The sequence below is a fragment of the Streptomyces sp. NPDC048270 genome, from assembly GCF_040652335.1.
Taxonomy (GTDB): Bacteria; Actinomycetota; Actinomycetes; order Streptomycetales; family Streptomycetaceae; genus Streptomyces.
Map to the genome: position 1 here is coordinate 20,677 of NZ_JBEZLV010000023.1, position 21,179 is coordinate 41,855.

At 74.5% G+C, this 21,179-nt stretch carries 21 protein-coding genes; 10 read left to right on the top strand and 11 right to left on the bottom strand.

Going from position 1 to position 21,179, the window contains the following annotated elements; all coding sequences use genetic code 11:
- Positions 1 to 27: 27 nt before the first annotated feature.
- The 4 genes from AB0D66_RS21150 to AB0D66_RS21165 all read right to left on the bottom strand — a co-directional run bounded on the left by AB0D66_RS21150 (position 28) and on the right by AB0D66_RS21165 (position 4,026).
- Entirely contained in the window at positions 28 to 1,395 is a 1,368-nt protein-coding gene (locus AB0D66_RS21150; protein ID WP_362305491.1) for a mycothione reductase, read from the bottom strand.
- A gap of 215 nt (positions 1,396 to 1,610) precedes the next feature.
- A complete protein-coding gene (locus AB0D66_RS21155; RefSeq protein ID WP_362305494.1) occupies positions 1,611 to 1,973 on the bottom strand; it encodes a PRC-barrel domain-containing protein in 363 nt (120 codons plus the stop codon).
- A 133-nt stretch (positions 1,974 to 2,106) separates the two neighbouring features.
- The gene (locus AB0D66_RS21160) at positions 2,107 to 2,373 is read right to left on the bottom strand and encodes a DUF4235 domain-containing protein (RefSeq protein ID WP_362305497.1); all 267 of its coding nucleotides are present in this window, start codon (positions 2,371 to 2,373) and stop codon (positions 2,107 to 2,109) included.
- 342 nt (positions 2,374 to 2,715) lie between these two features.
- Complete coding sequence (locus AB0D66_RS21165) at positions 2,716 to 4,026, bottom strand: MFS transporter (protein ID WP_362305500.1); 1,311 nt, start codon at positions 4,024 to 4,026, stop codon at positions 2,716 to 2,718.
- 99 nt (positions 4,027 to 4,125) lie between these two features.
- On the opposite strand from AB0D66_RS21165, the gene AB0D66_RS21170 reads away from it, so the two are divergent.
- On the top strand, positions 4,126 to 5,211 hold the full coding sequence (locus AB0D66_RS21170) for a DUF5937 family protein (RefSeq protein WP_362305503.1): 1,086 nt from the start codon (positions 4,126 to 4,128) through the stop codon (positions 5,209 to 5,211).
- A 31-nt stretch (positions 5,212 to 5,242) separates the two neighbouring features.
- Here AB0D66_RS21170 and AB0D66_RS21175 read toward each other — a convergent pair whose 3' ends face one another.
- Complete coding sequence (locus tag AB0D66_RS21175) at positions 5,243 to 5,881, bottom strand: DNA alkylation repair protein (protein WP_362305738.1); 639 nt, start codon at positions 5,879 to 5,881, stop codon at positions 5,243 to 5,245.
- A gap of 305 nt (positions 5,882 to 6,186) precedes the next feature.
- Between AB0D66_RS21175 and AB0D66_RS21180 the strand changes: the two genes are divergently transcribed.
- From AB0D66_RS21180 to AB0D66_RS21205, 6 genes are all read left to right on the top strand, one after another.
- Complete coding sequence (locus tag AB0D66_RS21180) at positions 6,187 to 6,351, top strand: heme-binding protein (protein WP_362305506.1); 165 nt, start codon at positions 6,187 to 6,189, stop codon at positions 6,349 to 6,351.
- 268 nt (positions 6,352 to 6,619) lie between these two features.
- Positions 6,620 to 7,216, top strand: a complete 597-nt coding sequence (locus tag AB0D66_RS21185) for an ankyrin repeat domain-containing protein (RefSeq protein ID WP_362305741.1) — start codon at positions 6,620 to 6,622, stop codon at positions 7,214 to 7,216.
- Between the two features lie 125 nt (positions 7,217 to 7,341).
- The gene (locus AB0D66_RS21190) at positions 7,342 to 8,448 is read left to right on the top strand and encodes a YncE family protein (RefSeq protein ID WP_362305744.1); all 1,107 of its coding nucleotides are present in this window, start codon (positions 7,342 to 7,344) and stop codon (positions 8,446 to 8,448) included.
- 237 nt (positions 8,449 to 8,685) lie between these two features.
- Positions 8,686 to 9,951: an MFS transporter gene (locus AB0D66_RS21195; protein WP_362305747.1), complete on the top strand. Its 1,266-nt coding sequence runs from the start codon at positions 8,686 to 8,688 to the stop codon at positions 9,949 to 9,951.
- Positions 9,952 to 10,050: 99 nt separating this feature from the next.
- Entirely contained in the window at positions 10,051 to 10,572 is a 522-nt protein-coding gene (locus AB0D66_RS21200; protein WP_362305509.1) for a hypothetical protein, read from the top strand.
- A 231-nt stretch (positions 10,573 to 10,803) separates the two neighbouring features.
- A complete protein-coding gene (locus tag AB0D66_RS21205) occupies positions 10,804 to 11,421 on the top strand; it encodes a TOPRIM nucleotidyl transferase/hydrolase domain-containing protein (protein ID WP_362305512.1) in 618 nt (205 codons plus the stop codon).
- Positions 11,422 to 11,445: 24 nt separating this feature from the next.
- Here AB0D66_RS21205 and AB0D66_RS21210 read toward each other — a convergent pair whose 3' ends face one another.
- The gene (locus AB0D66_RS21210; RefSeq protein WP_362305515.1) at positions 11,446 to 11,946 is read right to left on the bottom strand and encodes a hypothetical protein; all 501 of its coding nucleotides are present in this window, start codon (positions 11,944 to 11,946) and stop codon (positions 11,446 to 11,448) included.
- Between the two features lie 153 nt (positions 11,947 to 12,099).
- On the opposite strand from AB0D66_RS21210, the gene AB0D66_RS21215 reads away from it, so the two are divergent.
- A complete protein-coding gene (locus tag AB0D66_RS21215) occupies positions 12,100 to 13,059 on the top strand; it encodes a glycosyltransferase family 2 protein (RefSeq protein WP_362305518.1) in 960 nt (319 codons plus the stop codon).
- A 13-nt stretch (positions 13,060 to 13,072) separates the two neighbouring features.
- Here AB0D66_RS21215 and AB0D66_RS21220 read toward each other — a convergent pair whose 3' ends face one another.
- From AB0D66_RS21220 to AB0D66_RS21230, 3 genes are all read right to left on the bottom strand, one after another.
- Entirely contained in the window at positions 13,073 to 14,287 is a 1,215-nt protein-coding gene (locus AB0D66_RS21220) for a hypothetical protein (protein ID WP_362305521.1), read from the bottom strand.
- 134 nt (positions 14,288 to 14,421) lie between these two features.
- Positions 14,422 to 15,795, bottom strand: a complete 1,374-nt coding sequence (locus AB0D66_RS21225) for a deoxyribodipyrimidine photo-lyase (RefSeq protein ID WP_362305524.1) — start codon at positions 15,793 to 15,795, stop codon at positions 14,422 to 14,424.
- Between the two features lie 74 nt (positions 15,796 to 15,869).
- Positions 15,870 to 17,468 carry an SDR family oxidoreductase gene (locus AB0D66_RS21230; RefSeq protein WP_362305527.1) on the bottom strand — a complete coding sequence of 533 codons (1,599 nt, stop codon included), beginning with the start codon at positions 17,466 to 17,468 and terminating at the stop codon, positions 15,870 to 15,872.
- Positions 17,469 to 17,737: 269 nt separating this feature from the next.
- On the opposite strand from AB0D66_RS21230, the gene AB0D66_RS21235 reads away from it, so the two are divergent.
- Positions 17,738 to 18,340: a sigma-70 family RNA polymerase sigma factor gene (locus AB0D66_RS21235; protein ID WP_362305530.1), complete on the top strand. Its 603-nt coding sequence runs from the start codon at positions 17,738 to 17,740 to the stop codon at positions 18,338 to 18,340.
- Positions 18,341 to 18,344: 4 nt separating this feature from the next.
- On the opposite strand, the gene AB0D66_RS21240 is transcribed toward AB0D66_RS21235, so the two are convergent.
- Positions 18,345 to 19,370, bottom strand: coding sequence for a MerR family transcriptional regulator (locus AB0D66_RS21240; protein WP_362305533.1), 1,026 nt, complete (start codon positions 19,368 to 19,370; stop codon positions 18,345 to 18,347).
- A gap of 438 nt (positions 19,371 to 19,808) precedes the next feature.
- Here AB0D66_RS21240 and AB0D66_RS21245 point away from each other — a divergent pair, with 438 nt between their 5' ends.
- Positions 19,809 to 20,606 carry a VOC family protein gene (locus AB0D66_RS21245; protein WP_362305536.1) on the top strand — a complete coding sequence of 266 codons (798 nt, stop codon included), beginning with the start codon at positions 19,809 to 19,811 and terminating at the stop codon, positions 20,604 to 20,606.
- Between the two features lie 135 nt (positions 20,607 to 20,741).
- Here AB0D66_RS21245 and AB0D66_RS21250 read toward each other — a convergent pair whose 3' ends face one another.
- A complete protein-coding gene (locus AB0D66_RS21250; protein ID WP_362305539.1) occupies positions 20,742 to 21,167 on the bottom strand; it encodes a Rieske (2Fe-2S) protein in 426 nt (141 codons plus the stop codon).
- Positions 21,168 to 21,179 lie beyond the last annotated feature (12 nt).

Here is a 21,179-nt window from a genome sequence, read left to right on the forward strand (position 1 = left end):
CCCGACCGGGCCCGCTCACGCGCAGGGTCACAGGTCGAGGTCGAGGAGGGCGTTCTCGACGAGCTCGGTGGGCGCCGGGTGGATCCAGTACGGGGACGTGGCGAGGGTGGACGCGTCGATGCCCAGGGTCATCGCCAGGACGAGGGGCTGGATGAGGGCGGGGGCCTGCGGGCCCATCAGGTGGGCGCCGAGGAGGCGGCCGGTGCCCCGTTCGGCGAGGACCTTGCAGAAGCCCGTGGTGTCCTCCATCGCCCAGCCGTAGGCGACGTCCGCGTACCGCGCCTGCCCCACCAGGGGATCCAGCCCCCGGTCTCGGCACTCCTGCTCGGTGGCGCCGACCGAGGCGATCTGGGGGCGGGTGAAGACGGCCGCCGGCACCAGCCCGTGGTCCGCCGCGATCAGGTCGTCCGGGTGGCGGAGGTTGTGGGCGACGACCTGCGCCTCGCGGTTGGCGACGTGCTTGAGCGGCACCGGTGTGCATACGTCCCCGAGTGCGAAGACGCCCTCCGCGGTCGTGCGCTGGTGGGCGTCGACGACGATGCGGCCGTCGTCGTGGGTGGCGACACCGGTGGCTTCGAGGTTCAGCCGGTCGCTGTTGGGCACCCGGCCCGCGGCCACCAGCAGCATGTCCGCCTCGACCGTCGAACCGTCGTCGAGGCTCAGCCGCAGCGCGCCGGGACGGCCGCCGACCTCGGTGACCTCCCGGCCCAGTCTGAGGTCGTAGCGGTCACGGGCCAGTTCGGTGAACCGTTCGGCGACCGTCTCGTCCTGGGGGCCGAGCAGGCGCTCCTCCTTCTCGACGATGACGACCGAACTGCCGGCCGCGGCGAACACCTCCGCGAGCTCGGCCGCGATGTACCCGCCGCCGAGGACGGCCAGGCGCCGGGGCGGTGCGTCGATCCGCATGACCGTGTCGGACGTCTCGTACGGCAGCCCGGAGTCGGCGACGGGCGGGGGCACCGAGGGCCGGCCGCCGACGGCGATGACGATCTGCCGGGCCTTGATGTCCACGGCACCCCCAGGGCCGTCGATCCGCAGTTCCCGGGGTCCGGTGAAGCGCGCCGTCCCCTCGTACACGGTGACGGAGTCCGCCTCGCGGCGAGCTCGGCGGCCCTCCTCGCGCTCGGCGTCCAGGCGCTCGAACACCCGGTCCCGCACCGCCCGCCAGCGCACGGCGAGCAGTTCCGCGTCGATGTCGTAGGTGCCGGCCTCGCTGACGGTCCGGGCCACGTGCGCGGTGTAGACGAGCATCTTGCTCGGGATGCATCCTGCGTTCAGACAGGTTCCGCCGAACCACCTCTCCTCGACGACGGCCACGTCGAGACCGGCGAACGAATCGTCGATGACGGCGTTGCCGGATCCCGCACCGATGACGACAAGATCGTGCTCACGCATGCCGCCAGGCTACGTCGGCGACCGGCGGGCTGCCCCCGGGCGGGGCCGCGCACGCCGGCGCCGTCACCGGGCCGAGCGGTGACGCGCGCACGGACCCGGCTCCGCCCGGTCAGCCGGCGAGGGGTCCCGTGGGCGAGGTGCGCGGCGGACACGGCCGCGGCCCCGGACCCCCCGCAGGGGTCCGGGGCCGCGGGGCACCGGGCGGGCCGGAGCCGTCAGAACCGGCCGAAGGTGCCGCCGATGCCGTAGTAGGAGCCCAGCTCCGCGCGGTACGCCGCGTCGTCGAGGTGGTTCTCCCGGTGGAACTCGGGGGCGGCCTTGACCTGGTCCTTGGTCCGGTCGACGTAGATCCGCTGCTCCTCCGGGTCGATGCTGACGACCGTACTCGCGGGCAGCAGGACTTCCTTCCCGAAGATCCACACGCCCGTGTCGACGACCAGGTAGGCGTCGGTGGCTTCGTCGGAGTGCTTGTCGACCTTGCCGATGCTGCCGTCCGTGGCCTCGACCTTGTAGCCGGTGAGGTCGGTGCCGGTCAGACGGCCCGCCGCCGGCCGGTAACTCCACACGTTCTCGGTCACGCGAAAACAACTCCTCCGGTACGTCAGAGATTTCCGTGCTGTGCATGACGGTGCATGCGTTCCGTCTCGCGCTCGCCTTCCCCGCAGGCGCGGAATGAACCAGTGCGGCATCACTGGGGAAAGCGAATTCCCGTCAGGCCGGCCAGGTCCCGGTGAGGCGCCGCACGCCGGTCGCCCCGGCGCGGTCGACCGCTGCCTTGACGGCCGCGAAGACCGCGCCCTGGATCGCGGCGGCGATGAGGATCTCGCGCCAGGAACGGCTCTCGTCCATGGCATCGGGTGCGTCGTCCTGGTGGCCCATGAGCTTCCACGCCTGTTTGAAGACCATTCCGGCGGCGAGACCGCTCGCGGCGCCCAGGGCGAGCCCCACAGGCCGGTAGGCGATTTTTGCGGTGTTCATGTCGTCCTCTTCCTGTGAGTCATCTCTGCTTCTGCCCGGGGATGCGGCCGGTATGACATCGGGCGCCCGGGCAAACCGCGACGGGCAGCGACCTCTGGCGTGCGGCACAGGCCTCCTGGACCTCCTCGGCCCGGTCGGTCCACCAGGGCGGCAGGGCCTCGTCCGCCAGCGTCGGCCAGGTCCGCCCGGGGCCGGTGGAAGTCGCCGTGCGTCCACCCGTACGGTACGCCGACCCCGCTGCGGCCGGAACGGCGTGCCGTGGCCCGGGGGCCCCCTTTCCCACCGGGTTGCGGGTTGCCTCGGCGCGTTTCGGGAAGTGGGCGCCGAATCGACAACGGAGCACTACGCCTGGGGGTTGGAGCGACACGCCAACACGACATCGCGGGTGGCCTTCGGCTCCGCGGGCGGGCCGCAGGTCCCGTCGCCCTCACAGCCGCCGGGCCGCGCCGGTGCGGGCTGCCGCGGGTCCTTCTCGGTGGCGACGGCGCCGGCGGAGAGCAGTGTCGCGGCGGCGAGGCCGCCCCAGAGGGCGGCCGGCCCGTGGGGGGCGAGGGCGGTGATGGCCGCCGGGGAGACGGCGAGGCCGAAGCCCGAGGAGAGTTCGAAGCGGGCGAGGGTGCGTCCCAGCACATGGGCCGGGGCCAGGGCGGTGACGAGGGCGGTGGCGCTGCCGGCGTAGACGATCTCGCCCAGTGTGCAGACCACGGCCACCGCGGCGACGGCCGGGGCGCCCCAGCCGGGCCCGAGGGAAGTGGCCGCGAGGAAGCCGAGGTAGGACACGGTGAGCACCACGCCGGCGAGGGCGAGCACGGTGCGGCGCGGGAAGCGGGACAGCAGGAGGGTGACCGGGACCTGCAGGGTCACCACCAGCACCGTGTTGGCCACGAAGATGGCCGCCGACCACACCGGGGACGCGTTCAGCTGCGTCAACAGGACCAGGGGGAGGGCGATTTCCGGCACGTTGAGGCAGAAGACGTAGATCACGTTGGCCGCCAGCAGGGCGCGCATCCGGGGCGCCGGCCCGGCGTCCGCGCCGTCGGCCGGGGCCGCGGCCGGACGTGCCCGGACGTGCACCGACCACGCCAGGGCCGCCGCGGTGAGGTAGGCGAGCCCGGTGGCGGCTGCCAGGGCCCGCAGGGCGCCGGTGCCCCCCGCCAGGCAGACGGTGGCGAGCAGCGCGCCCACGCCCAGGCCGGCGTTGCGCAGGGCGCGGCCGGCGGCGAGAGCGGCGTCGCGCTCCCGGCCGTGGGTGACGGTGGCCACGAGGGCCGCGTGGGCGGCCGGCCACGCCTGGTTGCCGGTGCCGAGGAAGAGCGAGGCCGTCGCGAACAGCCAGGCGTTCCCCGTCGGGGTGGCCAGCAGCAGCGCCACGCCCGCCACCCGCACCAGCATCGAGGCGGCCACGACCGTGCTGCGCGCCCCCCGGTCCAGCCACCGGCCCACCGCGGGCATGCACACCAGGCCCACGACGACCCCGGCCGTCATGGCGATGCCGGTGGCCGGCGCGGACAGCCCCAGCACCGTCACGCCGTAGATCAGCAGGAAGGGCCGCAGCAGGCCGGTGCCCAGCGCGTCCACGGCCAGGGCGACGGCGTAGCGCGGGCCTCCGGAGGCCCGGACGAGGGCACGGGGACGCATCGTGGTGGTTGCCATGGCGCCCACCCTGCGGCCGGTCCCCGGAACGGCTGCGCCGGTTGACGGTGTCCGTCAATCGGCGCCGCCGCCGGCCGCCCGGTCGGTGATGATGAGGGGGTGACGTTGAGGATCGACATCAGCGGCCTGCGCTCCGGGCACCTGCGGTTCGCCGCCTCCCCGCTGGCCGAACTGACGGCGATGCTGCACGTGCTGGCCGAGCCCGGGCACCATCCGCAGCACGCGGGCTGGGCCGGGGAGGTCTGGGCCGGGCTGCCGCCGGAGCTGGCCGAGCGCTTGCGGGAGGCGGAGTTCCTCTGGCGTTCCTCACAGGCCGACTTCCTGCTCCCGGCCCGGCCCCGGCCGACGCTCGCCGAGGAACTGGACGACGTCGACCGGATCGACGACGGAACGTACGTGACCGCGGCGCTCGTGACCACCTGCGGCGGCAGCCGGGTCCACTTCGCGGCGCCGTCCCCGCTCACCGACCCGACGGCGCGCGAGCGGGCCCTGGACCTGGCCCAGGCCCGCGGCGCGCGGCAGGAGGCCTTCGCGGAGCGGCTGCTCGCCGACCCGGCCGCCGTGCGGGAGCGGGTGCGCCACACCCTCGAACTGTGCGCCGAGGCCTTCTTCGACGCTGCCTGGACGGGCGTCGCCGTGCGGCTCGCCACCGACCTGCGGCTGAAGAACGACCTGCTGAAGCGCCAGGGCATCGGGGCGGCGCTCGCGTCGGTCTCCGGCTCGGTCACCCTGGCACCGGACGGCGACTGCATCATCGTGGACAAGCTGCAGGACAAGGCGACCGCCGCCCGTGGCACCGGGGTGACCTTCATCCCCAGTGTCTTCAACCGCCCGCACCTGGTGGCGGTCCACGCGCCCGGGTGGCAGCCGGTGGTGCAGTACCCCGTGTCCGGGCCGGGTCCGTCGGAGCCGGTGCCGCTGGAGACCGTCACGCTACGGCTGGAGGCACTCGCCCATCCGGTACGGCTGCGTCTGCTGCGCACCCTGGCCCGCGGCCCGCACACCACCGGTGAACTGGCCCACGCCTGGGAACTCTCGCCCCCGGAGGTGTCCCGCCACCTGGCCGTCCTGCGCCGCGCGGGCCTGCTCACGGGCCGGCGCGACGGGCGTTACGTCCGGTACACGCTCAACGTGCCCGATCTGACGGCTTTGGGCTCCGACCTGCTGACGGCCGTACTGCGCTGAGTGGCGCGGGACACCGCCGCCATCGGGGCGGTCACGCCCGCCGGCGCACCAGCTCGGTGATCCACACCGGCGCGAACGGGGACGTGCAGCCCGGGGACGTCGGGTAGTCCTTGAGCACCTCCAGCCGCTCGCCGATGTCCAGGGCGCGGGCGCGGTGCTCGGCGTGCTCGATCCCGATCTGGGCCAGGCAGTGGTTCATCGCCCACTGCAGTCGGTCCGGGGCGTCCTTCATCTGCGCCTCGATCACATCGAGGAGTCCCGCGAGGTCGAGCCCGCCCGGCTGCTTCGCCACGCGTTCGGTGGTCAGCGCCCAGCCCGCACTCGCGACCACCGGATCCGGATCGGCGGACCAGGCCACGCGCAGTTCCTCGGCGTGCGGGTTCTTCTTCACCACGTAGTTCACGAGCCAGTCGTGCACCTTGGGCGTGCGCGCCTCGCGCAGCATCGTGTCCAGCGCGTCGCGCCCGAAGGCCTTCGGGCGGCAGATCAGCAGCGCGAGCAGCCTCGCCGCGGTGTCGTCCGTCACCCAGAGCCGGCAGGCGAGTTCCTGCTGCGTCTTCAGCCGTTTCGCGATCGCGCGCAGCCTGCCCAGGTTCACACCGTGATCGTCACCGTGCTTCTCGTTGACCGCGCGCGCCTTCGGGTCCTCGAGCCCGGCCAGCTCGGCCATCACCTCGTCGACCGTCGCCCCGGTCGGCGTCGTCCCGGCCACCTCAGCCTCCTCCGGCTCCCGCCCGCCACGTGCGGGTTCACCCTACGACGGAGCCGGCTTCCCGTCGCACACGCCGGCCGGACGGCGGGCGGGCGGACGGGGGTCATCCGATCGGTTGACCCCCGCGTCAGCCGTCCGCGCGCGCCGTGCAGCCGGAACGTCGACGGGGCCGGGCCCCGCGCGGGCCCACCATGGATGTCGGAGCGGGGCCGGCCGGACCGGCCGACCCCCAACCAGGCATCCGAACCCGGGAGTTGGCCCCCATGAAGCACATCGAGAAACTCTCCGGGCGTACCCGCGCCCGCACCGGCGGCGCCCCGGTGACCGCCGAGGGCGCCCCGGTCGCGGGCATCGGCGTCGCGGGCGCGCCCTCGGGCGACCTGGACGAGAGGTTCGCCCGGGCCGGTGTCGCGGCGCTGGACGCATAGCCGCGCCCGCGGCGACGCGCTCCGCCGACGGTCCCATGACCCCGTTCCCACCACCCACGATGTCGCGGAGGTCCGGGTGACCACGTCCAGCAGGGTTTCCGCACCGACCCCGGCGGCGCGCGCCGCCCCCCGTACCGTGCGCCGCCGGCCCTTCGACCCCGCACGGATCCGCGCGAGCATCCGGCCGGGGATCCGCTTCACCGTGCGTACGAGGACCAGGAAGGCCCTGGCCCCGCTGCGCCGCCTGACCCACCCGAGGAGCACCGCCATGCCCCCTGCCGACCGAGACCTGCTGGCCGCCGTCCGGGACGATGACGCCGACGCCGTGCGCGCGGCCCTCGCCGACGGCGCCGACGTCGAGGCCCGCGACGAGCACCGTCGCACCCCGCTCCTGATCGCCGCCCTCGGCGACCACGTGGCGGCCGCCGTCGCCCTCGTCGCGGCGGGCGCCGACCCCGATGCCCAGGACGACCGCGAGGACAGCCCCTGGCTGGTCACCGGCGTCACCGGCAGCGTCCGGATGATGCGCGCCCTGCTGCCGGCCGGACCGGACCTCACCCTGCGCAACCGCTTCGGCGGCAGCTGCCTGATCCCCGCCGCCGAGCGCGGCCACGTGGACTACGTACGGGCCCTGCTGCGGGAGACCGACGTCGACGTCGACCACGTCAACCGGCTCGGCTGGACCGCGCTGCTCGAGGCGGTGATCCTCGGCGACGGCGGCCACGCGCACGAGGAGGTCGTGGAGCTGCTCATCACCGCCGGCGCCACCCCGCACCTTCCCGACGGCGAGGGCGTCACCGCGCTCGAACACGCCGAGCGCCGCGGCTTCGCCGGGATCGCGGGCCTGCTGAGGGCCGTACGGTGATCCGCCGCACGGACACCGGACGGACGGACACCGGACGGACGGACTCCAGCCCCACGGGCCGCCCCCGCAGGGCCCGTCACCGGACCGCGCTGTCCGCGGCGGCGGTCACGGCCGCCGTTGCCGCGCTGCTCGCGGGCTGCACGCAGCCGGGCCCTCCCGAGGCGGCCGCCCCGGGTCCCGCCGCGTCGGCCGGGCCGGGTGCGGGCACCCCTCCCGGGCCCGGAGGCGGCAGCGGCACCCGCGCGGAGGGCAGGACCCCGGACGGGACCCTCCTGGTCGCCGACTTCGGATCGGACACCGTCACCTTCGTCGACCCGGCCGAAGGGCCCGTGGACTCGGTGAAGGTCGGCACGGCACCCTACGGCCTGGCCGTCGGTGCGGACGGCCGCGCATGGGTCGCCACGGCCGAGGGCGTCGCGGTGGTCGACACCGCCGCCCGCACGCGCCTGGCCGTCGTCCCCTACACGACGGCGGGCCTGGGCCCCGCCACGCACGGCGAGTACCGCGGCGGCGGCATGGGCATCGCGCTCGCGCCGGACGGCGGCCGCGTCTACGTCGGCGTCAACGTCCCCGGCGGCAACGGCGCGCTGGAGGTGATCGACACCGGCAGCCTGAAGGTCACCGGGAGCGCGGGCACCGGCCGCCGCCCCTTCGACGTGGACGTCTCCCGGGACGGCGCCCAGGTGTACACCACGGACCACGACTCCTTCGCCGTCACGGTCGTCGCCGCGGACACCCTGGACACGCGCCGCATCGAGGTCGCCCCCTACGGCACCGAGGGCGGACTCGGCTCGTGGCTCAAGCCGCACTACACGGCCGTGCGCCCCTCCGACGGCCGCCTGCTGCTGCCGTTCGAGGGCGAGAAGCTCGTCGTCGTCGACCCGGACACCGGCAGGACCTCGGTCGAGCGGATGACCGCGAACACCCACCAGCACGGCGCGGCCGTCACGGCCGACGGCACCCTGCTCGTCGTCGGCACCGGCCCGATCGACCCGGCCGCCGACGGGGGCCCTTCGCTCACGGTGCGCGGTCCGGACGGCAAGGAGAGGGTGATCCCGCTCGGCGGCCCGCACGAGGACGTCGCCGTCTCGAAGGACGGCCGTACGGCGTACGTCACCGGGGGTTTCACGCGCGACGGCCACTGGAACGGCATCACGGCCGTCGACCTGGACTCCGGCGCGGCGCGCAGGCTCCCCGCGGGCCACCGTCCGCTGGGCATCGCGGTCCTCTGAGCCCGGCTCGCGCTGCGGAGCGCCGTGCGCCCGGCGGGGGGGCTTCGCGAGCTCGGGCTGCGCGAGCTCGGGCTGCGCCCGGAGTCCGGCGGCGCCGGCGCCGCCGGGTCCCGCCCGCGCTCCGGGACCCCGTGCCGGATATTTGACCCGCCGGTGTGCCACTCGCTTTGATCTCGCTGGTCGATGTTCGGCCAGGTCGGCCGTTCGGGCCGCGAGGACGGGGAGGGCGCGCTGATCATGGCGGCGAGGAGGTCGCTCGGGCGGCAGTTCGGCTGGCTCTGGGCGGCGTACGCGGTCAGCGCCCTCGGCACCTGGCTCGCGTTCGACGCCTTCCCACTGATCGCGATCCTCGTGCTGGACGCCGGGACGACGGAGGTGTCGTTGCTGGCCGCCGCGGGCACGGCCGTCGCCGCGGTGGTGGCGGTGCCGCTCGGCCCCTGGGTGGAGTTCCGCCGCAAGCGGCAGGTCATGGTCTCGATGGACCTGGTCCGCTGCACGGCGCTGATGACCATCCCCGCGGCGTTCGCCCTCGGCCGGCTCGGCTTCGCCCAGCTCCTGGTCGTGTCGATCGTCGTCGGGGCAGCCGACATCGCCTTCACGGCGGCCGGCGGCGCATGTCTGAAGACCCTGGTGAGGCCGGCGGACCTGCTCGTCGCGAACGGCCGGTTCGAGTCCACGACCTGGACCGCCACCGTACTCGGACCACCGCTCGGCGGGGCCGCGATCGGGCTGTTCGGCCCGGTGCTGACCGTGCTGGCCAACGCGGTGAGCTTCCTGCTCTCGGCCGTGGGGATCCGGGCGATCGGCGGACGGGAGCCGCGCCCCGCACCTGCCGGGGCACCGCGGCTGCGGGCCGGCGACCTGCTCGACGGGTGGCGCTACATCCTGGCCGACTCCGCGCTGCGGCCGCTGTTCGCCAACACGGTCCTGGTCAACGGCCTGATCATGGCGGCCTCTCCGCTGCTGGCCGTCCTCATGCTCGGCCGCCTCGGGTTCGCACCGTGGCAGTACGGACTCGCCTTCGCCCTGCCCTGCCTCGGCGGCCTGATCGGCGCGCGCCTGGCCCCGCGGCTCGTGGACCGGTTCGGGCGGCACCGGGTCATGCGCACCGCCGGGGCGCTACGGGCCTGCTGGCTGCTCGGGCTGGCCTTCATCGGCCCGGGCCCCGCAGGACTCGTACTCGTCATGGCCGTGGAATTCGGGATGATCACGTGCATGGGAGTGTTCAACCCGGTCTTCGCGACCTACCGACTCCACCGGACCCCCTCGGACCGGGTGGCCCGCACCCTGTGCGCGTGGTCGGTGACCGGCAAGGCCGGCATCGCCGCCCTGACCGCCCTGTGGGGCCTGCTGGCCGGCGTCGCCGGTCTCCGCCCCGCGATCGCGATCGCGGGGCTCCTCATGCTGGCGACCCCGTTCCTGCTCCCCCGTCACGACGAGCCGCCCCGGCACGGGCGTGAGCCGGCCCCGGGGCCCGGTCAGGTGCGGCACGAAGGCGCCTGACGGTCCGGCAGCTCACGTGTCCGCGGCCGGTGGTCCGTCAAGATCAGTGGGGTGGGAGACTGGCGGACCCTGCGGAGAACCGAGAGGACGGACACCATCGTGGGACGACGACACGGGCGCGCGGCCCTGGCGCCCCTGGTCATGGCGGCGTTGCTGGCGGCGTCGGCGACGGCCTGCGCCCCGATGCTGCGGGACCTCGGCCCCCTGCCCCCGCGTTTCACGGGTCCGCCGTTGTCGGCGGACGCGGTGGTGTCGGAGATGACCTCGGTCCTGGCGGCCGAGGGCATCACCGTGCGGCGGGAGCCCTCGGGCACGTGGGGCCGGTGCACCGAACGGCTCTCGGGACGGCACGAGCCGCAGACGGTGGACGCCGCCCTGAAGGCGGCCCTCGCGCGGGCCCGTTCCGAACACGGCTGGCAGACCGGTCCCGACACGGGCGGCGAGACGCTCACCCTCACCAAGGGCAACTGGACGGCCGTGGTCGGCTTCCACGGCGAGCCCGCGCAGGGCATCCAGGCACCGGTCGTCATGTCGCTGATCTGCCTGGACGGGGGCGACACCTCCACTGCCCCCACGGCACCTTCCGGACCGGCGTTCACACCCGTACCGACGTCGCCCTGAAACCGGTCCCGGCGACGCCCGGGAAGCCGCGCGGGGTCGGGCCCGGTTCGGGCGTGACGTCACGCCCGCCCCGTCGTTGATCCCCACGGTCAGCGAAGTGACACCACCAGGCCCCGGGGACCCGTTCCCCGGGGCCTGGTGCGCGTGCCGGCGGGGGCGGGGGGCGCGGTCCCAGTGTTCGGCGTCGAATAATTCCGTGCCGTCGCCTGGGCGGAGATGCAGACTCGCACCATGGTGGACATGCAGACGTTCCGGCACGAGGTCGGTCTCCGTGCGGCGGGCGGGCCCGGCGGGCCCGCGAGTGAGCTGGCCCGGCGGCTGGGGGTGCGCACGGCGGTCCTGTTGGAGGGGGCGAGCGACCTCGCCGCCGTCGAGGCACTGGCCGAGCGGCGCGGCCGGGACCTGGCCGCCGAGGGGGTGTGCGTGGTGTCGATGGGCGGGGCGATGAGCGTCGGCCGCTACGCCGGGCTGCTCGGGCCGACCGGCCTGGGCCTGCGGCTGGCGGGTCTGTGCGACGAGCGGGAGCGGCCCTTCTTCGACCGCGGCCTGGCGCGGGCGGGAGCGCGGCGCGAGGACGTCTTCGTGTGCGTCTCGGACCTGGAGGAGGAGCTCATCCGCGCGCTGGGCACGGCGAAGGTCGAGGAGATCGTCCAGGCGGAGGGCGATCTGCGGGCCTGGCAGACCTTCGTGCGCCAGCCCGCCCAGCACGGCCGCCCCACGCACCAGCAGCTGCGCCGCTTCCTCGGCACGAAGAAGGGCCGCAAGATCCGCTACGGCCGCCTGCTCGTCGAGGCCCTCGACCAGAGCCGGGTACCGGCACCCCTCGACGACCTCCTCGCGAGCCTGTGACCGGGGCCGGCCGGTGTGCCGGGGTCAGCGGCCGGCGCGGTGGTCGTAGACCGTGAGGGACAGGTCCTTCATCGCGGCCTGGGCGCGGTCCGCGTCGAGGCCCTGGTCGAGGGCTTCCAGCGCGGCCGCCGCGGAGACCCGTACCGCGAGGGGCAGGCCGTCGTAGGCGGAGACCCGGTAGGCCACGGTGCGGCGCGCGTCGCGCTCCTCCTCGCTCACGCCGTCCCGGGTGAGGGGGAAGACCGCGGCCTGGTAGGTCGCGATGCTCACGAGCACCGCGTCGGCGATCCCCTCCGCGTACCCGTCGGCCCGCAGGGCGCCGGGCTCCGGCTGGAGGAAGGCCACCACCTGGCGGCGGGAGAGGAACGAGCCGATCCCGGCTCCCAGGCCGGCCGCGCCGCCGGCGACCAGGGCCGTCGTCCTGCCGCCCAGCAGAAGGCCGAAGCAGATCCCGCCGACCGCCCCGCACATCACCAGCACGAAGGTGATCATCAGATGGATGCGGGCGGGGATCGAGGACGTCATGCCAAGCAGTATGCACGGGCCCGCGGGCACCGCCGGGAGTCATCTGCGCCACAGTCCGCGGATGTGAGGAACCCGTCATGAGGTGCGGCCAGGTGCGGGCGCGCTGCGGTTCTCGGAGTGCCGGGTCCAGGTGCGTCCCGCATCATCAGTGCTGTGTACGACACAGGCACGGGATCGATCGCACTGTCGGTCGTGGTTCCCGTCTTCAACGAGGAGGAGGCCCTGCCTGTGCTGGCGGCGCGGCTGCGGCCCCTCCTGGACGGGGGCGGCGAACCGTACGAGGTCCTCGCCGTCGATGACGGCTCGACCGACGGCACACCGCGGCTGCTGGAGGACCTGCGTACGGTCTGGCCCCAGCTCCGCATCGTCACCCTCCGCCGCAACAGCGGCCACCAGGCCGCCCTCACCGCCGGCCTGCACCGGTCCCTCGGTGCCTACGTGATCAGCATCGACGCGGACCTCCAGGACCCCCCGGAACTCATCCCCGACATGCTCGCCCTGGCCCGCGCGGACGGCCTCGACATCGTCTACGGCGTGCGGACCGACCGGTCCACCGACAGCGGGTTCAAACGCCGGACGGCCGCCGTCTACTACTGGCTCATGCGCCGCCTGGCAGGCTCCTACGTCCCCGCCCAGGCCGGGGACTTCCGCCTGCTGTCGCGCGCCGTCGTGGAAACCCTCAAGACGCTCCCCGACCAGCAGCAGATCTACCGCCTGCTCATCCCGTGGCTCGGCTTCCCCGGCGGCCAGATCACCTACCAGCGCGCGGAGCGGGTGGCCGGCACCACCAAGTACCCGCTGCACAAGATGGTCCTGCTGGCCCTGGACAGCGTCACCAGCTTCTCGGCGGCGCCCCTGCGCCTGGCCACGGCGATCGGCGCCTTCAGCCTCGTCCTCTGCCTGGCCTTCCTCACCTGGGCCCTCACGGTCTACGCCATGGGCAACACCCTGCCCGGCTGGACGTCCTTGATCATCACTGTGCTGTTCTTCGGCGCCGTCCAGCTCTTCTGCCTGGGCATGCTCGGCGAGTACGTGGCCCGTATCTACACCGCCGTCCAGGGCCGGCCCACGTACTGCGTCGCCGGCGACACGGAGGACGAGCACCGGCAGTAGCCCGTGCGGGCGGTCACACCAGCACTCCCGCGAAGAACATCGCGCCCAGGAAGAAGTACTGGACCGTGCAGAGCAGCAGCAGCGGCACCTGCACCCACCGGGACATGCGCGCGACCAGGATGAGCCCGACGAACATCTGCGCGTGGTTGCGGTACCACGACATCTCCGCGCCGGCGAAGAACGGCGCGAAGAAGACCGCGACCGTCAGGACCAGGGCGGCCCACTCCGGGACGGCCAGCCGCCGGTCGCGCAGGAGGCGGACCGCGGCCGTGGCCAGGATCAGCAGGACGAAGGCGGTGTTCAGCCAGAGCTGGGGCCGGTGCGCGGCGAGGCTGTGCTCCACCAGCCAGGGCAGGCGCCCCTGGGGCGTGTACCAGTGGCTGAACGGGAAGCCGTAGGCGTTCCGCATCTCGCCGAAGGGCTCGTGCAGATCGCCCTGCCGGTAACTGGACCGCTGGAGGACCTCGTAGGCGTCCCAGCGCCCCGTGCCCTGCCACATGAGCCATCTGGCCCAGAGCATGCCGCAGCCGGCGAGCGCCGCCGACGATCCGGCCTTCGCGAACCGGATCGGCCAGGCATCCCCCCGCCAGGCGAAGAACGCGCTCGACAGCAGCATGCCGACCGCGACGGCACCGACCGGATGGCAGGCGACCGCCACGAAGCCGGCGGCGGCGGCAAGGGCCCAGGAACCGCGTGCGACCCCGACGACGCAGAGGAGCAGCGCCAGCGTTCCCATGGCGATCGGGAACATGGCATGGAAGTACATGCCGCCCGGGAAGACCGTGCCCACGGCGAGGGTGAGGCCCGTGGCCCAGGTGAGCCGGGCGCCCAGCAGCCACCACAGCACCGCGAACATGCCGAGCAGGGACACCTCGGTGACGAGGACGGCCGATATCTCGTAGGACAGGCCGGTGGCGGAAGTCGCCCGGACCGACATGGGGTAGCCGGGAAACCAGGCGACGTTGCCGCACATCACGTCGCGGAAGCTGGGGTAGCGGTCCCGGCACCAGAACATCTCGTAGCCGGACCTGGCGATGGACAGATAGTGTCCGGAATCCCAGCGGTGGCGGCTGTCCGTGGACCAGTAGGCCACGGGAGATCCGTCGCCGGCGACGGACGCCTTCGCGACCAGCCAGCTGACGAGGTTCGCTACCAGCCAGGCGGCGACCGGCGGAAGCAGACGGCGGACCCCGTCCCGGCGACGCACCCGCCGGGTGGGTTCGGTCATCTCCACCCCCGCGATCGTCTCGCCGGTGAGCCCCGGTGACCGCGGGCCCCTGGACGGCCACCGGTACGGCGCCGTGCCTCACGATCAGTCTGGCGAACCCCGCACGGAGCTGCATCCGGAGGTGCCCGTCCGGCTCAGCCGATGCCCCGGCTGTGGCGGAAGCGGCCGAGGCCGTCGGCCAGGTCCACGATGGGCTCGGGGTAGTCGAGCGCGGCGCGGTCCGGGCCGGAGAGCTTCCACGGCTGGTGGACGTAGGGGACGGACAGGGCGGCGAGTTCCGGGACCCAGCGCTGCACGTAGGCGCCGTCCGGGTCGAAACGGCGGGCCTGGAGCAGCGGGTTGAGGACCCGGTTGGGGCGGGTGTCGGTACCGGTGCCGGCCGCCCACTGCCAGTTGAGCTGGTTGTTGGCGATGTCCCCGTCGACGAGCAGGTCGAGGAAGTGCCGCGCGCCGATGCGCCAGTCCACGTACAGGGTCTTGGTCAGGAAACTCGCCGTCAGCAGCCTGGCCCGGTTGTGCATCCAGCCCTCCTGGCGCAGCTGGCGCATGGCCGCGTCGATTACCGGGTAACCCGTGCGGCCCTCGCGCCACGCCTGGATCTCCTCCCCGGCATCCGCCTCGGTGCGCCAATGGTCGTGGCGGGGCCGGTAGTCCGCCGCGGCGGCGTCGGGGCGCGCGGCGAGCACCTGGTGGTGGAAGTCCCGCCAGCAGATCTGGCGTACGAAGGCCGACGCGCCGAGCCCGCCGCGCTGCTGGGCACGCCGGACGGTCTCGGTGGCCGAGACGGTGCCGAAGTGCAGGTGCGGCGAGAGGCGTGAGGTCGCGTCGCCGGCGAGGTCGTCATGGGTCTGCGCGTACTGCCGGATGCCGCCGCCCAGCCAGCGGGCCAGCAGCTCCCGGCCCTCGGACTCACCGCCCCGTGCCAGCAGATCGGACACGCCCCGGACGGCGGCGCGCTCGGGCAGGGCCTCGGAGGCGATCCCCTCGGGAACGGGCACATGGCGCGGGGCGGCCGAGAGCGCGCGCAGCGGGAGCCCCGCCCAGCGGCGGAAGTACGGGGTGAAGACGGCGAAGTGGTCGGAGCCGGCCGGGGCCACCTCGCCGGGGGCGACGGCGGTGACGACCCCGTCGTGTACGTACAGCCGCCGGCCCTCCCGCTCCAGGGCGTCGCGCAGGCGTGCCTCGCGCGCCCGGGCGTACGCGCTCACGCCTGCGGCCATGTGGACCTCGTCGGCATCGGCCTCCTGGGCCACCGCCGCGACCGCCGCCACGGGGTCTCCGGAGCGCACGACCAGCCGGCCGCCGCGGGCGCGCAGCCCGGCGTCGAGGTCGGCCAGGCAGTCGGCGAGGAAGGCCTGCCGGTTGGGGGCGCCGAAGCCGCCCGCCTCGATGCGGCTGTCGCGGACGAACAGCGGCACCACCTCCTGTGCGGACGAGAGGGCCGCGCGCAGCGGCGGGTGGTCGTGTACGCGCAGGTCGGAGGTGTACAGGACGATGGCCACGGTCATGGGAGCGCGCTCCGTATCGGTAGGGCGGATGCCGGCTGTGAAGGTCTTCGCCGGTGCGGGCGTCTCCGGATGCGCTATCCGTCGCGGGTGGCGGACGCGGGGGCGGAAGCGGAGGAAGCGGAGGGGGGAGCGCCGTCCGCGCGTTCGGCGGCCCGGGTGATGTTGCGGGCCATGCCGCCGAAGACCACGGCGTGGAAGGGGGCCACGCTCCACCAGTAGAGGTGGCCGAGCAGCCCGCGCGGATGGAAGAGCGCGCGCTGGCGGTAGGTCGCGCCGCCCGTCCCGGGGGGCCCGGGGTGCGGATCGGCGTACATCTCCAGCCAGGCCAGTCCCGGCAGCCGCATCTCCGCGCGCAGCCGCAGCAGCCGGCCCGGCTCGATCTCCTCGACCCGCCAGAAGTCCAGCGAGTCGCCCACCCGCAGCCGCGACGCGTCGCGCCGGCCGCGCCGGATGCCGGCTCCGCCGACGAGCCGGTCGAGCCAGCCGCGGACCGCCCATGCGAGCGGGAAGGAGTACCAGCCGTTGTCGCCCCCGACTCCCTCGATGATCCGCCACAGCGCCTCCGGGGAGGCGTCCGTGGCCAGGGTCCGGTGGTCGGTGTAGAGGCTGCCGCCCGCCCAGTCCGGGTCGGTGGGCAGCGGATCGCTCGGTGCGCCCGGCAGGGAGGCGTTGGACCAGCGGGTGGCGACCTTGGCCTCGCGCACCCGTTCGAGGGCCAGGGCCAGGGCCCGGTCGAACGGGATGGGCGTGCCGGCCGGGTCGGGGACGTACCGGGCCACGTCGTGCTCGTCGCAGACCACCTCGTGGCGCAGCGATTCGGCGAGCGGCCGGGCCAGGCCCCGCGGGACCGGGGTGACCAGGCCGATCCAGTGGCTGGACAGGCGCGGGGTGAGCATGGGTACGCGCAGGATCAGCCGGTGGGGCAGGCCCGCCACGACGGCGTAGCGCCGCATCATCTCCTCGTAGGTCAGCACGTCCGGTCCCCCGATGTCGAAGGCCCGGTTCACGTCGGCGGGCATGCCCGCGCTGCCCACGAGGTAGCGCAGGACGTCGCGGACCGCGATCGGCTGGACGCGGCTGCCCACCCAGCTCGGGGTGACCATGACCGGGAGCCGCTCGGTCAGGTAGCGCAGCATCTCGAACGAGGCGGAGCCGGATCCGATGACGACGGCCGCGCGCAGCACCGTCGCCGGGACCTCGCCCTCCAGGAAGATCCGGCCGACTTCGGCGCGGGAGCGCAGGTGCGGGGACAGGCGGCCGGCCGGCACCCCGGCGGGCACCAGCCCGCCGAGGTACACGATGCGCCGTACGCCTGCCAGGCGGGCCTGTTCGGCGAACGTACGGGCCGCCGCCCGGTCCCGCTCCTCGAAGCCGGGTCCGGAGTTCAGCGAGTGCACGAGGTAGTAGGCGACGTCGACGCCGCGGAGCGCGGCGCCGGTCGACGCGGGGTCGGCGACGTCTCCCCGTACGACCTCGACCCGGTCGGCCCAGGCGTGGTCGCGCAGCCGCTCGGGCGTCCTGGCCAGGCACCGCACGTGGTGGCCGGCGTCCAGCAGGTCCGGCACCAGGCGGCCGCCGATGTAGCCGCTGGCCCCGGTGACCAGGCAGCGCAAGGGGCCCGGCCGCTGCTCCGGCTCCCTCGCGGGGCGGGGTTCGTCACTGCGTGCGGGCATGGGGGGCCTCCACTCCGAGCGGCTTCGTCCGATGAACCGGCCGGTTCGCCACGGCCGGGGGACCGGTGGGACGAGCCGGCCCGTGAACCGTTCTGCAAGTGCCTTCCCCGTGGGAGGCCCGCTCGGATGCACCATCCGCGGGACGGGCGGGCCGCGGCGCCCCCGGATATCAATGCGAAAACGATGCAAGTTGCGGCCCGCTGCCGGGCGGAGTCAGGCTCGTCGGGCCGCAGCATCCAGCCCGTTCTCGCCACGAGGAGCCGGACATCATGGTTCTCGCCAGCACCACGGCACCCGGTCCCACCGACGAGGTGCGCGAGCTCGTCGACCTGTCCAGGCGGTTCAGGGAGGGCGACGAGGAGTCCTTCGCCGCCGCCTACCGGCGTTGGGGCGGCATGGTGCACACCATGGCCTGGCGCACCACGGGCGACCGGCACACCGCGGAGGACATCACCCAGCAGGTCTTCTTCGACGCCTGGCGGGGCCGTCACCGCTACGACCCGCAGCGCGGCGACCTGGCGGCCTGGCTCGCGGGGATCACGCGGCACAAGGCCATGGACGCCCTGACCGCGCGCACCCGGACCACGATGGCCGTCCGCGCCGCCCTCCCGGACGGCGACGCCCGGCCCGAGGCGGCACGCGGCGACAGCCCCGAGGCGGCACTGGACCGGGTGCTCGTCCTGGACGCCCTCGCCGCCCTGCCCGCGACCCAGCGCGAGGTCCTGTGCCTCGCCTTCTACGGCGGACTGACCCACGTGCGGATCTCCGAGTGGACCGGCATCCCGCTGGGCACGGTCAAGAGCCACGTGCGCCGGGGGCTGCTGTCACTGCGCCGGAGCCTGGGCGGCCCCCGCGGGTACCTGGAGTGGTGATCCGTCAGCCGTCCTTCAGGGCCGGCCCCGTGCCCACGATCCCGCGGATCACTTCCAAGCCCGAGCCGAGCCCGGTGAGCAGCCGGGATCCCGCGTCGCGGACGCCCGCCCACCCCGGTCCGGCCAGCAGCAGCTTCGGGTGCGACCGGGCGCCCTGCACCCCCCATTCCACGCCGGCGACGGAATCGACGACCCGGCCCAGGTCCACACCGGCCGGCTTGACCTGCGCCCACAGCACGACGACCGAGGGGCCGACCCTGCGCACCGCCTCGCGCAGCGCGTCCACCGGCAGCGCGGGGCCGAACATCCGCCGGGGCAGCCCGGCCTCCGCCAGGGCCGCGTCCAGGGCCTCGAGCGGCAGGCTGTGCTGCTCCCCCGGCACGCAGGCCAGCAGGACGGGCGGCACTCCCGCGGTCTCGGCGGCCTGCCGCCCGCGCCGCAGCGCCGTGGACACGTGCCACGACAGCAGGTGCTCGACCTCCACGTAGCGCTCCCCCGAGGAAGCCCACTTGCGCCCCACGGCGTGCAGCGTCGGCGCGATGATCTCCTCCCAGGTGACGACGCACCCGTAGGCGTCGAGCGCTCGTTCGAGGAGTTCGCCGACGGCTGCCGCGTCCAGCCTCACCGCCGCACGGGCCAGCCCCCGGCACTCCTGGCGCACGGTTCCCAGCGGCAGCGCGCCCCGCCCCCCGGGCGTGTGGAGGCCGGCGCCGACCGGGACCTGCCCCGCCCCGTCCGGCTTCTCCCCCAGGGCATCGGAGGCACGGCTCATCGCCGCCCGGGCCGCTTCGGCGGGGGGCACGCCCTGCGCGGTGAGCAGACACATCAGTTCGAGCCGGGAGACGTCGGTGGGCGACCACCGCCGATGCCTGCCGTGCTCCCTGTCCGCCGGTCCGATCCCGTACCTGCGCTCCCAGGAGCGCAGGGTGGTCGCGGACACCCCGAGCCGCCGCGCCACGGCTCCGGTGCTCAGGCCCACCCCGCCCGCAGCGCCGGGGCGGGCGCCCGGGGCGGGCTGGTCGAGGCTCATCCCGTCAGCGTAGTGGGATGGCGTGCCGCCTTCGGTGCGACGGCGGTGCGGGCCCCCCACCCCCGTGGGGGGGCTCCGCGCTCCGTGTCCACACGAACGGCCCCGGGCAACCTGGCCGGCGGCGCCGACGGGGCGCCGCCAGGATGGTGTGGAGCACGCTCCGGCCGGCGGCGCGCCGTGTGGGAACGACCGCCACGCTACGGCCGGGGAGCCGGCCGGCCCAGGACCGCACGCGCCAGGCAGGGGACCGTACGCGCCACGGGCGGCCCGCCGCGAGGGGACCGTACGCGCCACGGGGCGGGGACCCGCCGCGCCGAGGGCGGGGACACCGGGCGCCGGGATCCGGTGATGAGCGCTCCCTTCGCTCGATACCGACGGGCGCGTGTCAGTGGCCGGTGCCACGCTGGGGTCGTAGCCGATCCGTGAAAGGCCATGGCCATGATCACCACTGACTTCGCCCCCGGTTCACCCTGCTGGCTCGACCTCGGCGCTCCCGACGTCCGCGCGGCCGCCTCCTTCTACGGCGCCGTGCTCGGATGGGAGTACGAGTCCATGGGCGAGGGGGAGGACATGGAAGGCGGCATGTTCCGCAAGGACGGCAAGATCGTCGCCGGGCTCGGCAAGCTCACCGAGGAGGGTGCGCGCTCGGCGTGGATGATCTACTACAGCGTCCCCGACGCGACCGCCGCGACCCGGGCCGTGGAGAGCGCCGGCGGCACGGTGCGGGTGCCGCCGAGGGACCTCGACGAGTGGGGCCGGATGGCGCAGTACACCGACCCGCAGGGGGGCCAGTTCGCCGTCTGGCAGCCCGGGACGAGCAAGGGCGTCGACCTGGTGGACGAGCCGGGCTCGCTGTCCTGGACCGAGCTGTTCACGAGCGACGCCTCCGCCGCCAAGGAGTTCTACGGCGGTGTCTTCGGCTGGCAGTTCGGAGAGATGGAGCTGCCGGGCGGGTCGGGCACGTACACCCTGATCACCCCGGCCGGCCTCCCCGAGGAGCGCATGCACGGCGGCCTCATGCAACTCGACGGGGAACGGCTCGCCCTGACGGAGGGGCAGGCGTACTGGCACCCGGTCTTCCACGTCACCGACTGCGACGCGGCGGTCGCCCGGGTCACCGAGAACGGCGGCAGCGTGCAGATGGGGCCGGAGGACGCCGAAGGCGTGGGCCGGCTGGCCGTCTGCCTCGACCCGTCCAACGCCGACTTCGTGCTGCTCACCCCGGTCTCGACGTAGCCCCGCGCCCCCGGGGATGCCGGATCGGCCGGGTCAGGCGCCGACGCGGGACGCGTACGACGCCCATGCCCGCCGTCGAGGCCCCGGCCCGGCCGACGCAGCGGTCGGGGCGGACGAGGAACACGCCGGCGAAGGTCAGACGAGGTAGATCACACCGCCGGCGACGCGGATGCGCTTCGGCGCCAGGGGTTCCGAGGCCGGCCCGCGGGCCACCGAGCCGTCGGAGACGCGGAACATGCTGCCGTGACAGGGGCAGTGGGCCGCTGCGCCCGAGACGCCCGAGAGCGTGCAGCCCTGGTGCGTGCAGGCCGCGCTGAACGCCCGGAAGGTCCCTTCGGCGGGCTGGGTGACCACGACTCCCTTGTCCTCGAAGACCTTTCCGCCCCCGACCGGGATCTCCGCGACCCGCGCCAACCGCACCCCCCGCCCGCCGGGCCGCTCCGCGTGAGCGTCGCCGCCCGTGGCGGCTTCGGCCTCCCGGACCCCGGCGCACGCGGACACGGCGACCGCGGCCCCGACCGCCGCGGCCCCGTGCAGGACGTCCCGTCGTGACGCTTCCATCGGCGAACTCTC

Coding starts and splice junctions, on each gene's coding strand:
- AB0D66_RS21150 (WP_362305491.1), bottom strand. CDS start 1,395: ATGCGTGAGCACGATCTTGTCGTCATCGGTGCGGGATCCGGCAACGCC.
- AB0D66_RS21160 (WP_362305497.1), bottom strand. CDS start 2,373: ATGAACACCGCAAAAATCGCCTACCGGCCTGTGGGGCTCGCCCTGGGC.
- AB0D66_RS21165 (WP_362305500.1), bottom strand. CDS start 4,026: ATGGCAACCACCACGATGCGTCCCCGTGCCCTCGTCCGGGCCTCCGGA.
- AB0D66_RS21175 (WP_362305738.1), bottom strand. CDS start 5,881: ATGGCCGAGCTGGCCGGGCTCGAGGACCCGAAGGCGCGCGCGGTCAAC.
- AB0D66_RS21180 (WP_362305506.1), top strand. CDS start 6,187: ATGAAGCACATCGAGAAACTCTCCGGGCGTACCCGCGCCCGCACCGGC.
- AB0D66_RS21185 (WP_362305741.1), top strand. CDS start 6,620: ATGCCCCCTGCCGACCGAGACCTGCTGGCCGCCGTCCGGGACGATGAC.
- AB0D66_RS21195 (WP_362305747.1), top strand. CDS start 8,686: ATGGCGGCGAGGAGGTCGCTCGGGCGGCAGTTCGGCTGGCTCTGGGCG.
- AB0D66_RS21205 (WP_362305512.1), top strand. CDS start 10,804: ATGGTGGACATGCAGACGTTCCGGCACGAGGTCGGTCTCCGTGCGGCG.
- AB0D66_RS21210 (WP_362305515.1), bottom strand. CDS start 11,946: ATGACGTCCTCGATCCCCGCCCGCATCCATCTGATGATCACCTTCGTG.
- AB0D66_RS21220 (WP_362305521.1), bottom strand. CDS start 14,287: ATGACCGAACCCACCCGGCGGGTGCGTCGCCGGGACGGGGTCCGCCGT.
- AB0D66_RS21225 (WP_362305524.1), bottom strand. CDS start 15,795: ATGACCGTGGCCATCGTCCTGTACACCTCCGACCTGCGCGTACACGAC.
- AB0D66_RS21230 (WP_362305527.1), bottom strand. CDS start 17,468: ATGCCCGCACGCAGTGACGAACCCCGCCCCGCGAGGGAGCCGGAGCAG.
- AB0D66_RS21235 (WP_362305530.1), top strand. CDS start 17,738: ATGGTTCTCGCCAGCACCACGGCACCCGGTCCCACCGACGAGGTGCGC.
- AB0D66_RS21240 (WP_362305533.1), bottom strand. CDS start 19,370: ATGAGCCTCGACCAGCCCGCCCCGGGCGCCCGCCCCGGCGCTGCGGGC.
- AB0D66_RS21245 (WP_362305536.1), top strand. CDS start 19,809: ATGATCACCACTGACTTCGCCCCCGGTTCACCCTGCTGGCTCGACCTC.
- AB0D66_RS21250 (WP_362305539.1), bottom strand. CDS start 21,167: ATGGAAGCGTCACGACGGGACGTCCTGCACGGGGCCGCGGCGGTCGGG.